Origin of the sequence: Synechococcus lacustris Maggiore-St4-Slac (assembly GCF_024345595.1) — a bacterium.
Lineage (GTDB): Bacteria > Cyanobacteriota > Cyanobacteriia > PCC-6307 > Cyanobiaceae > Synechococcus_D > Synechococcus_D lacustris.
On record NZ_JAGQBK010000001.1, the window covers coordinates 25,414 to 37,243 of the forward strand.

Below are 11,830 nucleotides of genomic sequence, written 5' to 3' on the forward strand. Positions count from 1 at the left end.
GGGGTTAACGAATGGAGCGTAGATTATTTGAATTAGGGAACGGATCTGGGTAGAGGCTGCGGTGCACTTGGTTTAAAATTGATTTACGAATTTCCGCCCCCTCTCTACCTGCATATTGCCCCCATAAACCCTCCCAATAGAAATAGATAACACCAAAGCCCCTGCTGGCACTGAGCTCAACCTTTTTACGCAGGGTGTTTGCATCGGTAGTGCGGCCGCCAAAACCAGCTAACACGCCAATGTTGATCGGAATACCCCAGCTCTGGGCCCGTTCGATGGCCGATTGATTTAGATCTTGTTCAAAACCGCGCACTGAATAGGCATAGTTTTGGATCACCAGTTCATCTACTAAACGGCGCACCGACCAGATCTCCCAATCCTGCAGCCATTTGTTGTAAGCAAAGCGAAAAGGGCCTGGCGATAAACTGATGCGACTGTTGCCATTGCTGCGTTGTAGCGCTTGACGCAGCTCAACAAGTAATTCGGTTAGTTTATTGCGTCGCCAGGTCATCCAGGCGCGATTTGTGTAATCAGCGGGTGGTTCTAAGCCGGTTTCTTGTTTATATAAAGCGCTGGTGTAGGAGTCGTAGCCTAAATCAACTGGCCAGGCAAAGTGATCATCTAACTGAACGCCATCAACTTTGCAACGCTCCACTATTTCAGTGATTAAACCAATAAATCTTTGCCGCACACCCGGGTGGGCTGGATTGAGCCAAACCCTTAGGTCTTTAAGGGGTGAGGTTTGCAGATTAGCGCCATGCATTGCATAGTAGGGAGAGCCATCCTGCTTTTTAAGGATCCAATCTGGATTTTGTTTAACAACCTTTGCATCTCCAGGTTCCATCAGGCCGTATTCATACCAGGGAATAACCTGTAAGCCCCTTTGATGGGCCCTGGCCGTGATCCGGCAGATCGGATCTAAGTCGGGGGAGCGTTCAGCTAAAGCTGGTTCCATCGGTGCCCATTTAGAGCGATAAAAAGTGGTGCCGCGGCTCCACACATTTGGATATAGGGTATTAAAACCGGCATCTGCTAATTCAGCTACGGCGCGATCAATGCGACCAGCATCGTAATAAAGGGGGCTTGGGCTATTGGTTAGCCATACCCCCACACGGTTCGCTCCTGCGACCACAGCCAGAGGCAGCTGGGTTGCACATCCGGCGAGCAAAACCACTAGATGTTTAATAAAGTTAGTTTTTGATTTAGATTTAAGCGTATGTGGTGTTTTGAATTTCATTATTTAACGGAACATCGAGCTCACGGAACTCTCTTCATGGATGCGCCAAATCGCTTCGCCCAACATATTTGCAACTGAGAGTACTTGCAGTTGGGGAAAGCGTTGATCTGGTGGGATTGGAATGCTGTTTGTAACCAGCACTTCTTCAAATAGGCCCGGTTCAGAAAGCCGCTCAAATGCCGGTGGTGAAAACACCGCATGGGTGGCGCAGGCAATCACCCTTTCAGCTCCCCTTTGGCGCAGCAGTTGGGCGCCTTTCGATATCGTTCCGCCGGTATCGATCATGTCGTCTACCAACACAGCGGTTTTTCCTTTCACATCGCCAATCACGGTGAGGCTTTCAGCCACATTGTGGGCGGAGCGTCTTTTATCGATAATCGCCAATGGGGCGTCGTCCATGCGCTTTGCAAAGGCCCTGGCCCGCGCCACACCGCCCACGTCAGGTGAAACCACCACAACTTCACCCAGGTCGCGGGTGGCCAGGTAATCAACTAAAACCGGAGCGCCGTAAATATGATCGCAAGGTATATCGAAATAGCCTTGAATTTGTGCTGAGTGCAGATCCATTGCCAGCACCCTATCTACACCTGAAGCAAGCAATAAATTAGCAACTAATTTAGCTGCAATCGATTCGCGTCCTGCTGTTTTACGGTCGGCCCTGGCATAGCCGTAGTAAGGCACCACCGCTGTTATCTGCCTTGCCGATGCCCTGCGGCAGGCATCAACCATGATCAACAGTTCCATCAGGTGATCGTTCACCGGCGCGCAGGTGGGCTGCACCAGGAACACATCACAGCCGCGGATTGATTCCTGGATCTGGATGTAGATCTCGCCATCGGCAAAGCTTTTGCTCACCCTGGGGCCGTCTGGAATGCCGAGGTAGCCAGCGATTTCATTGGCAAGGGCCGGGTTAGCGCTGCCGCTAAACAGGCGCAATCGATTGCCATCACCAGGGTGGAGGCTTGGGCTGCTGCGTTCGGTTAGCAAAAATCTGCTCACGGCGCCGGGGGCTGTGATTGGGATGATTAACACCGATGGTAGAAGCGTGCCCCCAATCCCGCCCCAAATGAATCTGTTGTTGATCTGCGCCCCCTTTGGCAGTGCCGTGGTGGCCCCCTTTGCTTGGGCCTGCGGCTCCATGGGCTGGGGACCATTGCGCTGGTTGGGATCAGCTGCTGTTGATCCCCAGCTGCAGCCTGCGGAGGAGAGGCTGTGGGTGTTGCCAGACGACCAGGAATTAGTGGATTGGGTGGATGCCCTTGCTGCCCACCGTTTGCCCACCCTGCTGGTTTTGCCAGGCGGCCCCCGGCTTAGAGCGGAAGCAGCACTGCACCAGGCCCTGTTGAATCAGGCGGGGGTGCCTTTGTTGGGCCTATTACAGGTGGGTGACAGCTGGGATCCACAGCAACGCCGAGCAGACAACTTGGCCTGGCTTGGCCACTGGCAGCCGGGGGATCGCCAGGCCCTAAACCTCAGCGGCCCCCTGGCAATCCTGATGCGTGAACGGCTGCTTCAGCTTGATTTGAACTAGTTGATTTCAGCTAGGGCTTGCTGGGTTGCCAGTCTTTACCAAGCAACACCTGCACCCCCGCCCCAGGGCTGAGGGGTCCCCGTTGCAGTTCGCCAAGCCCAAGCGCCTTGCGCACCGCTTGGGCTTGCTTCAAATTGTTGCCATTGCCGTGCAGGATTACGGTGCGCGGCCGCATTAATTCAGCATCTAAAAAGCTTGCTTGGGCCGCCAGCCCCGCCCCCTGAAGGCGCTCAACCGCAGTGTTGGTGCTGATTGGTTCAATCCCTTCCACGTTTACCTGGGGGTTGTTGGCGCTGGGTGCTTGCGCCTGGTGCCACAGCTCCAAAAGTGGTTCGGCCCGGATTTGATCCAGCCTCCGGGCAGCTTGATCGCCGCTGAGTGGCAGGCGACTGAGTTGAATTAAATCTGGATCTTTAAGGCCCGCTGCCAGCAGGCTGAGCAGTTCTCCATGGCCAAGGTTTGTGTTCAGTTGCGCCCGCATTTGGCTGAGCAGCGCCGGCAATTGGGGGGCAACGGCAGCATCGGCGAGGCGATCGGCCAGGGGTAATAGCAATTGCTGCTGCCTTTGTCGCCGGCCCCCGTCGCCCTTATCCGGGCCTTTGAATTGTAAAAACTGTTCTAATTCTTTGCCGCCAAGCCATTGCTGACCGGCGTCTAATTCAATTTTTAATTTTCCTGCTTTGTCTTGATACCTGAGCGGTGTTTCGATATCGAAGGGCAAACCGCCAATGCGATTAATCACTTCCCTTAGGCCACCACGGCTGAGCAGCAGGTAGCGATCGGGCGGCACCGGTTCACCGCCATTGGCCATTAGTTGAGCAACCACATCAGCCACTAGGGCAACCCCCCCCTGGCCGTAGAGGTTTGATATTGGTTGCAATTGTTTTTGGCCCGGTAGCAACACGCTCAATTCCGTGGGGATTTGGATGATCTCCACTCCCCCCCCTGGATGCACCCGGGCCATGAGCAGCAATTGCACCTGGGCGGGTGGTGTTTGCGATTTCAGTTGGCTGCCATCAAGGCCGAGCAGCAGCACGGTTTGGGGGCGGCCTGGGGGGTCGGCGAGGCGGCTTATGGCCGGTCGCAGGTCTTCCAGGGGGCCGGCGGTTTTTTGGGGAACCAATACACCGCCCAGGGATGAACCAAGGAAGATGCCAATGGCCACCATGCCCAGGCGCCAAAGCAGCCTTGCGGTGGCAAATCGGGGCGGCTTAGGGGGAACCATGCCAGATAGTTTGGAGCCTGAGCGCGAGTTGCTGTTCATTGAAGTTTGCCCCCCACGAAAGGGCCCGCCCCATGGCGCGGGGCACCATAAGACCAGCTAAAGACCTGTGCAGTGATTGCGGCCTCTGCGACACCCGCTGGGTGGCCTATGTGCGCCAGGCATGCGCTTTTTTGCATCAACAGTTCGACCACCTAGAAACCCAATCCCACGGCCGCAGCCGCCAGTTGGATAACGAAGATGAGCTTTATTTCGGCGTTTTTCAGCGCATGCTTTGTGGTCGATTGGAGCCCTCCCTTGAGGGGGCGCAATGGACTGGGATTGTTACCACCATCGCCGAAAGGGCCCTAAGCCAAGGGCTTGTGGATGCGGTGCTCTGCGTACAGCAAAGCCCAAGCGATCGCTTCACGCCCGTGCCGGTGTTAGCCCGTAGCCCCGCAGAGGTGCGGGCTGCCCGGGTAAATAAGCCAACCCTTTCCAACAACCTATCGGTGCTGGAGCAATTGCCCGGCAGTGGCATTCGCCGCCTTTTAACGATTGGTGTGGGCTGTCAAACCCAAGCGTTGCGGGCTGTGCAGGCCAGCTTGGGCCTTGATGAGCTCTATGTGCTCGGTTTGCCCTGCGTAGACAACGTGAGTAGGGCTGGTTTGCAAACCTTCTTGGATTCCACCAGCCGCTCTCCTGAAACGGTGGTGCACTACGAATTCATGCAGGATTTTCGTATTCACTTTCGCCATAGCGACGGCAGTAAAGAAACAGTGCCATTTTTTGGCCTCGATACGCCAAAACTGAAGGAGGTATTTGCCCCCAGTTGCCTCAGTTGTTTCGACTACGTGAATGCAGCTGCAGATTTGGTTGTTGGTTACATGGGGGCACCATTCCAATGGCAATGGCTAGTGGTGCGTAACGATCGCGGCCAGAGGCTGCTGGATCTAGTGGAAAAGGAGTTGCAAACCCAGCCTGTGATGAGTGCCGGCAATCGCAGCCAGGCAGTGCAGCAAGGCATTGAGGCCTACGACAAAGCCCTAAGGCTGCCGGCTTGGCTTGCGGAACTGATCGGTTTTGTGGTGCAAAAATTCGGTCCTAAGGGATTGGAATATGCGCGTTTCTCTATCGATTCCCACTTCACCAGAAATGCCCTCTGGCTAAGGCGTCATCATCCAACCATGGTGGATAAACACCTCCCTCCCTTTGCCCGCAAGATTGTGAATCGCTATCGCCTGCCTCAGCAATGAGCAATCTCTTAAAGCATTTGGGGGGCCAGCGCCAATACGGCGTTTTGATGCATGTTTCAAGCTTGCCGGGCCCTGGCAGCAGCGGTTGTTTCGGCGCCGCTGCCCTGGAGTGGATAGATCTTCTGGCTGATCATCAGGTGAAGGTGTGGCAGGTGCTGCCCCTCGCCCCCACCGATAACACTGGTTCTCCCTACAGCTCCCCCAGTGGTTTTGCCCTAAATCCGCAATTTTTAGATCCGGATCAGTTGCAGGAAACCAGCGCCGTTGACGGCTTCTCAACCTGGTGCCAGCAGCAACGCTTTTGGTTGAAGGATCACTGCCGCTTCATGGTGCTGCGCCGTCGCTATGGGGGTGCCCCCTGGTGGCAATGGCCCAAGCCCTATGCCAGGCGCCATAGGCAGGTTATTAAAGAATTTGATCGTGCTGAAGCCGTTGCGATTGACCAGGAAGCACTGCAGCAATGGCAGTTGCAGCAACAGTGGCAAGGCCTACGTGCCCATAGTCGCGAACGGGGCGTGCAGTTGCTGGGTGATTTGCCTTTCTATGGCGCCCACGACAGTGCCGATGTGTGGAGTAGGCCTGGCCTTTTCAGCCTCAACCCCGATGGCAGCCTTGCCCAACAAAGCGGCGTGCCCCCCGATTATTTCTCGGCCACCGGCCAGCTTTGGTCTACCCCTGTTTATCGCTGGAGTCGTCATCGTTTGAATGGCTACCGCTGGTGGTTGCGGCGTTTGGAAAGGCAACTGGAATTATTTGATTTGTTGCGGCTGGATCATTTCCGTGCCTTTGCTGGTTTTTGGAGTGTGCCAGGTGCAAGCAGCACCGCTGAACATGGTGAGTGGTTGCCATCACCGGGCAAAACAATCTTGAAACGCTTGAGCAGTAGATGCGGCGGTTCACTGCCCTTGGTGGCGGAAGACCTCGGTGTAATCACACCTGATGTAGACGCCCTACGGGAAAAATTTGATTTGCCAGGCATGAAGGTTTTGCAATTTGCCTTTGAGGCCGATGCCAGCAATGCCTACCTACCCCAAAACTTTGCCTCTGGTAGTTGGGTGGTTTACACCGGCACCCACGACAACGCCACGGCCCGGGGCTGGTGGCAAGATCAATCTGATCAGGTGAAGCAACAACTGCAAAACCTGTTGGGCCATCCAGTGGAATCGCCCGGTTGGGAGTTGTTGCGGTTGGCGCTTAGCTCCACCGCCGATTTGGCGGTGGTTCCCCTGCAAGACCTGATGAGCCTTGATGACAGTGCTCGCTTCAACACACCAGGTACGGCAAGTGGCAATTGGAGTTGGCGTTTAGATCAACCCATCGCTAATTTGCGCGGCCACATGGAAGGTTTACAGCAACAGGGCCAGCTCTATGGCAGGGGCCGCAGCTCGGGGTAGAGCTTGAGCAATTGTTTCGTGGGGGTTTCTGGCTTTTTAAGCGTTGGGTTTGGCGAAATTGGAGCGATGCTGATTCCATTGGCACTTGCAAGTTGCCGTTGTTGCAGGTTTAGGCCATAGATCAAAACCAACACCATCGCCCCATAGGCAATGGTGCCCTGCCAGGTGCTGAATAATTCAATCGATCCCAGGGTGAAGCCAGTGATCCGATCGCTTGCTTGCTTATTACTTTTGTAGAGAGGCGGTAGGGCTGCTTTTATTTCCTGATCGATTTCAGCTCCAGGTAGGGATAGGCGCTCAGCCAATTTATGCAGGATCGTGCCGAGAAAGGCGGCTTCCGGTAGACGTTGGAGCCAACCTTTCTCCAGGGCCTCCAGCACAGCTGTGCTCACCCTTGTATCCAGGGCCAATTGGCGCATGCTGAGGCCTTGGCGCTCCCTTTCCTGTTGCAGCCTTTTGCCAAAGCAGCGCAGGGCTTCCTCCTGCAATTCTTTTGGGTTTGGGCTGCTGGGCTTTGCTGCTGGTTTTGCCATTTACCTAGGGGGATTCGATCAGTTTTGTGATTGCCGTATTTTCAGCTTCGCTTAACCAGCGCCAGGCCCCAGCTGGCAAATCCCCCAACTGCACAGGGCCCACAGATAGCCTTTGAAGATCCAACACAGGGTGCCCCAATAGTTCTGCCGTGCGGCGGATTTGCCGGTGGCGACCCTCCTTCATTTCCAGTTCAAGCAGGCAGCGTCTTTTTTCCTGTTGCTTCATTGCCACAAAAACTGAGCGGCTAGCGATGTCGTCCATGGGTACACCCTTACGCCAGCGCTCTAATACTTGGGGGCTGGGGTTGCCTTCCACCCACACCAAGTAGCGCTTGGGGTGGTTAAAGCGAGGATGGGTGAGGCTTAGCGTTACGTTGCCATCATTACTGAGAAGTAATGCCCCATGGCTAAAGGCATCCAGCCGACCCACCGGGTGTAGCCCCTTACCCCTGGCAATATCTGGGGGCAACAGATCTAGAACCGTGGGGCGACCCATGGGGTCGTGGCAAGTGCTATGCACGCCCCTGGGTTTATGCAACAACAGGGTGCAACTTGATGCCTTAGCCGGCAGGGGTTTTCCATTTACCTCGATGCGATCCAGGGCTGGATCAGCCTGATCACCTGGTTTTGCCCGCACACCATTTACCAATATGCGCCCCTGAAGCATCAACTCCTCTGCTCGGCGCCTGGAACATACCCCTGCGGCGGCAAGCAATTTTTGCAAACGTTGGCGGCTCATGGTGCAACCGGCAGCGACAAAACCAACAAAGCTCCACCCTTGCTGTGGTTGCGGCCGCGGATGTGGCCCCCATGGGCCACGGCTATTTGTTGCACGATCGCAAGGCCCAAACCGCTACCAATCCGTTTGCCGCCGGAGCGGGAGGGGTCACCCCGATAGAAACGCTCAAACATGTGTTGTAGATCTTCAGAACTAAAGCCATTGCCTTGATCGCGAATTTCAATGCGCTGCCAACGCCCTTCGGTGGAGAGATTCACGTTTATTTCGGCTTCGTTTGGGCTAAAGCGCAAAGCATTATCCAACAGATTGAGCAGGGCGCGATGCAATAGGGCTGGATCGCCAACTACCCAGTGGCTGCCGCTGCTTTCAATTACTAAATCAACCTGACGCTGTTCAGCTAATGGGGCGATGGTTTGCCAGGCCTTTATTACTAAATCAGGAACATCTACTTTTTGTTGGTTGGTTTCAGTGCTCTTAGACGATGGATTATCAAGCCTATTTAACTCCAATAGATCTGATACTAATCGCTGCAGCCGTTGTAATTCCCTTTGCAGCCGTTCAATTTGTACCACCTGTTTCTTGCTGGGGTTTAGGGCAAGGGATTCGGTAACAAGCGATAGGGCTGTGAGCGGAGTGCGCAATTCGTGGGCCACATCGCTCACCCAGCGCTCTTGCTGTTGCTGCTGGGATTGCAATGATTGACAACTCTGAATAAAAACACCGATCCAGCCGTGTGAACCAGGAATGGCAATTGCCTCCAGTGGTTCACTGCTAATCGATTCTGGTTCAAGGGGAGAGGCGCCAACGGCACTAATGCTCCAATTAACCCTTTGGCTTTTATTGCTGGATCGCGCTTCTTGCACGGCTTGATCCAATTGGTGGCAGCGCACTACCTCCAATAGATATCGATTAAGTAATGGGGATCCACTTGCTAAATGGAGCAACCGCCTCGCCCTGCTGTTGATGTGCTGCAACCTGTTCCAGGGATCGAGCACTAAAAGCCCCTGGGGCGAATCCTCCAGCCAGCTGAGTAATTGTTCCGCATTTAGGCGCTTGGGCCGCCGCCATAATCTACTTAAGCCAAAAATCATCCGAACCGATAACCAAAACCACGTACGGTGAGAATAAATACGGGAGCGCTTGGATTGGTTTCTAATTTCTCCCTGAGCCAGCGAATGTGAACGTCTACGGTTTTACTATCACCCATAAAATCAATACCCCACACTCTTTCAAGTAATTTATCCCTGCTCCAAACCCGTTTTGGATTTTGCATAAACATTTCCAATAGGCGATATTCCTTCGGCGAAAGATTCACCTCATTGCCATCTCTGGTAACTCGACATTCCTCTGGGTAAAGGGTGATGCCCTCATGGCGGAGCACCTGCTTGGCACCGGCATCACCATTGCGGCCCGTGCGGCGCAGTAAGGCGCGGCATCTGGCCACCAATTCGCGCATGCCAAAGGGTTTGATTAAGTAGTCGTCGGCGCCCACCTCAAGGCCCACCACCCGATCGGTTTCGGTGTCCCTAGCGCTCACCACCAAGATCGGCGTAGAAAAGCCGCGGCGCCGCACGTAGCGGCACACATCAAGACCACTCACCCCTGGCAGCATTAAATCGAGTAGCACCAGATCAAATGGCTGTTGATCAGGGTTGCCTTTAAAGCGTTCAAGGGCACCGTTACCTGTGGCCACCGCATCAACTTGAAAGCCCTCATTGGTGAGCGCTTCTGAAATCGTTTCCCGGATGGTGTCGTCGTCTTCCACCACCAGCAAGCGAGCTGGATTGGCCTGGCTTGGAGGGCTGACGGCCATAAAAAAGGCTTCTTTATGGTTAAGGCTAGTGGGACTTGCGGCAGTTGTCTTGAAATTAAAGCTTGCCCCGTTAGAAGAACTGATCGAAATTATCAAAATCCACTGCCTTAAAGCGGCCCTCTTCCACCTGTTGCATCAGGCGTTCAAGCTGCACCCACAGGGCGCCGCCGGTTAGCAAAGAAAGCAGCATTGAAACCAACAGTGCTGCCCCAGCTGCAAAGCCAAATACCTGCAGGGCGCCACCAATAAATAGGGTGATGCCAATCAAGGTGCCAGCAAAAGCAATCGATGTTTCGGCATTGCCAAGCGGCAGTAGTGGCAAACGATCTTGCTTCCAAGCCTCTAGGCGGTTCTCGATCAATTTTGCAAAGGTAAGCCCGCAAAGCACGCCAATAGCTAAACCGATGCCGCTAAGCAGGTATGGGGGCTGCTGGATCACCGCATAGGGCAACTCAAAATCAATGTCTTCGTAGTTCAATATCCTTTGGGTTTGCACTGCATGCAGGCTAAAGGCTGAGCCGCTGCATCAGGTCGCTGGCTAGGCGCCTTGGCCCAAAGCGGCGGCGCAGCAGTTTTGCCAAATTGCTTATGTCTTCAGTGTTAAGTCGCCCATCGCGCACGAGGGTTAGCAAGAGCCTTTGCCTGAGGTCGCGGCCCTGGGGGCCAAGGATCAGGCGCAACCCTGCCCCAGCAACTGGCAGCAAATCGGTGGGGCTGCCATCTTGACCCACCACATCCAATAAATTTTCTAAACGCTGCAGCTGTAATTTGCCTTCTTGATCAAATAAAACATCTAATAATTTATTGCGCAATTCTTCAGTATCTGCGGCAAGAAGCCGTTTAGCTACATAGGGATAGGCAACTCTTATTATGCTGAAATCTGGATCCAGCCGTAGGGCTAAACCCTCCTGGCTAACCACTGCTCGGATGATTAAGGCGAAACGCGCCGGCACCCGAAAGGGGTAATCAAACATCAACTCAGAAAATCGATCTGTGATGGTTTTGAAATTAAAACTGCCAACTGTTTCACCTAATTGACCGCCCAATACCTCTTCCAATGCGGGTAATATAGGGCTTAAATCCGTATTGGGTTGCAGGAAGCCTAAATGCACAAAGTCGTGGCCTAGGGCCTTGAAATCACGGTTGATTAAATGAACAACAGCATCAGTAAGTGTAAGGCGATCATCATTACTTAGCATGTCCATCATGCCAAAATCAACGTAACCCAACCTGCCATTGCCTTCACTGCCGCCAGCCATGGCAAATAGGTTGCCAGGGTGGGGATCAGCATGGAAATAGCCAAACTCAAGCAGTTGGCGCAAGCCCGCTATGACCCCTGCTTTAACAAGGGTTGTGGGATCTAAATTATTGCTTTCAAGCACCGATCTTTCCTGCAGTTTCACCCCATCAAGCCAATCTGTAGTTAGCACCTTTTTTGCACTCAACAACCTCTCCACACCTGGAATAACTATGGACGGATCCTCCTTAAATAGGCTGGCAAATCGCTCCGCATTATCAGCCTCTAACTCGTAATCAATCTCCCTGAATAGGGTGTTGCCAAATTCATCAACTATGGCGCTGAGGTCGTCGCCCAGGTTCAGGGGTAGAAACGGGCCCACCATTTGGGCTAACAAGCGGATTACCGCTAGATCAAGTACTAAACGCTCTTGCAAATTTGGACGTTGTACCTTTACCGCCACCCAGCGGCCATCGTGGAGTTGGGCTTTATATACCTGCCCTAAACTTGCAGCTGCGATTGGCTTATTTGGAAAATTTGCAAATAAACTATGGGCAGGCGCCCCCAGCTCAGCTTCGATTGTTGCAAGGGCTAAGTTGTGATCAAAAGCTGGTAAATCATCCTGTAGACGCGTTAGTTGCTCCAACCAGTCGCGCCTAACCAAATCAGGGCGAGTGGAAAGGGCCTGGCCTAATTTAATAAAACAAGGCCCTAAATCCGTAAGGGTATGGAGTAATTCGCGGCCCAGGCGCTTTTGCACCTCAGGGTTTTCGCTGCCCCCTTGGCTCAGAAGGCTGAGGCTCAAGCTGCCCAGTTGCCACAGCACCACCACCAGGCGAGCCAGCAATTGATGCAGTGGAACAGCGGCGCGCTTGTAGATAACTGAACC

12 protein-coding genes are annotated in these 11,830 nt (G+C 53.9%); 3 read left to right on the plus strand and 9 right to left on the minus strand.

Features of this window, described 5'->3' with window-relative positions; translation table 11 throughout:
• Positions 1-4: 4 nt before the first annotated feature.
• Together KBY68_RS00130 and KBY68_RS00135 are read right to left on the minus strand one after the other, a co-directional pair.
• Complete coding sequence (locus tag KBY68_RS00130) at positions 5-1,111, minus strand: glycoside hydrolase family 10-like protein (RefSeq protein WP_390634964.1); 1,107 nt, start codon at positions 1,109-1,111, stop codon at positions 5-7.
• A gap of 129 nt (positions 1,112-1,240) precedes the next feature.
• Positions 1,241-2,236: a ribose-phosphate pyrophosphokinase gene (locus tag KBY68_RS00135; protein ID WP_106500595.1), complete on the minus strand. Its 996-nt coding sequence runs from the start codon at positions 2,234-2,236 to the stop codon at positions 1,241-1,243.
• A 22-nt stretch (positions 2,237-2,258) separates the two neighbouring features.
• Between KBY68_RS00135 and KBY68_RS00140 the strand changes: the two genes are divergently transcribed.
• Complete coding sequence (locus tag KBY68_RS00140) at positions 2,259-2,768, plus strand: hypothetical protein (protein ID WP_255095447.1); 510 nt, start codon at positions 2,259-2,261, stop codon at positions 2,766-2,768.
• Positions 2,769-2,778: 10 nt separating this feature from the next.
• Here KBY68_RS00140 and KBY68_RS00145 read toward each other — a convergent pair whose 3' ends face one another.
• A complete protein-coding gene (locus KBY68_RS00145; protein WP_106500587.1) occupies positions 2,779-4,032 on the minus strand; it encodes an LCP family protein in 1,254 nt (417 codons plus the stop codon).
• Between the two features lie 32 nt (positions 4,033-4,064).
• On the opposite strand from KBY68_RS00145, the gene KBY68_RS00150 reads away from it, so the two are divergent.
• On the plus strand, positions 4,065-5,225 hold the full coding sequence (locus tag KBY68_RS00150; RefSeq protein WP_255095655.1) for a Coenzyme F420 hydrogenase/dehydrogenase, beta subunit C-terminal domain: 1,161 nt from the start codon (positions 4,065-4,067) through the stop codon (positions 5,223-5,225).
• On the plus strand, positions 5,222-6,619 hold the full coding sequence (malQ, locus tag KBY68_RS00155) for a 4-alpha-glucanotransferase (protein WP_106500588.1): 1,398 nt from the start codon (positions 5,222-5,224) through the stop codon (positions 6,617-6,619). The genes KBY68_RS00150 and malQ overlap by 4 nt, the downstream gene beginning before the upstream one ends.
• Here the strand turns inward: malQ and KBY68_RS00160 are convergent.
• The 6 genes from KBY68_RS00160 to KBY68_RS00185 form a co-directional block, all read right to left on the minus strand.
• Positions 6,592-7,152: a helix-turn-helix domain-containing protein gene (locus tag KBY68_RS00160; RefSeq protein WP_106500589.1), complete on the minus strand. Its 561-nt coding sequence runs from the start codon at positions 7,150-7,152 to the stop codon at positions 6,592-6,594. The genes malQ and KBY68_RS00160 overlap by 28 nt on opposite strands.
• Positions 7,153-7,156: 4 nt before the next feature.
• On the minus strand, positions 7,157-7,891 hold the full coding sequence (locus KBY68_RS00165) for a pseudouridine synthase (protein ID WP_255095448.1): 735 nt from the start codon (positions 7,889-7,891) through the stop codon (positions 7,157-7,159).
• Entirely contained in the window at positions 7,888-8,982 is a 1,095-nt protein-coding gene (locus KBY68_RS00170; protein ID WP_255095449.1) for a sensor histidine kinase, read from the minus strand. Before KBY68_RS00170 ends, KBY68_RS00165 begins: the two co-directional genes overlap by 4 nt.
• Positions 8,979-9,704, minus strand: a complete 726-nt coding sequence (locus KBY68_RS00175) for a response regulator transcription factor (protein ID WP_106500592.1) — start codon at positions 9,702-9,704, stop codon at positions 8,979-8,981. Before KBY68_RS00175 ends, KBY68_RS00170 begins: the two co-directional genes overlap by 4 nt.
• Positions 9,705-9,774: 70 nt before the next feature.
• Positions 9,775-10,200, minus strand: a complete 426-nt coding sequence (locus tag KBY68_RS00180; RefSeq protein ID WP_390634965.1) for a hypothetical protein — start codon at positions 10,198-10,200, stop codon at positions 9,775-9,777.
• A gap of 10 nt (positions 10,201-10,210) precedes the next feature.
• Positions 10,211-11,788 carry an ABC1 kinase family protein gene (locus KBY68_RS00185; RefSeq protein ID WP_315855631.1) on the minus strand — a complete coding sequence of 526 codons (1,578 nt, stop codon included), beginning with the start codon at positions 11,786-11,788 and terminating at the stop codon, positions 10,211-10,213.
• Between the last annotated feature and the right edge of the window lie 42 nt (positions 11,789-11,830).

Coding starts and splice junctions, on each gene's coding strand:
- KBY68_RS00145 (WP_106500587.1), bottom strand. CDS start 4,032: ATGAACAGCAACTCGCGCTCAGGCTCCAAACTATCTGGCATGGTTCCC.
- KBY68_RS00160 (WP_106500589.1), bottom strand. CDS start 7,152: ATGGCAAAACCAGCAGCAAAGCCCAGCAGCCCAAACCCAAAAGAATTG.
- malQ (WP_106500588.1), top strand. CDS start 5,222: ATGAGCAATCTCTTAAAGCATTTGGGGGGCCAGCGCCAATACGGCGTT.
- KBY68_RS00140 (WP_255095447.1), top strand. CDS start 2,259: ATGATTAACACCGATGGTAGAAGCGTGCCCCCAATCCCGCCCCAAATG.
- KBY68_RS00165 (WP_255095448.1), bottom strand. CDS start 7,891: ATGAGCCGCCAACGTTTGCAAAAATTGCTTGCCGCCGCAGGGGTATGT.
- KBY68_RS00150 (WP_255095655.1), top strand. CDS start 4,065: ATGGCGCGGGGCACCATAAGACCAGCTAAAGACCTGTGCAGTGATTGC.
- KBY68_RS00175 (WP_106500592.1), bottom strand. CDS start 9,704: ATGGCCGTCAGCCCTCCAAGCCAGGCCAATCCAGCTCGCTTGCTGGTG.
- KBY68_RS00170 (WP_255095449.1), bottom strand. CDS start 8,982: ATGATTTTTGGCTTAAGTAGATTATGGCGGCGGCCCAAGCGCCTAAAT.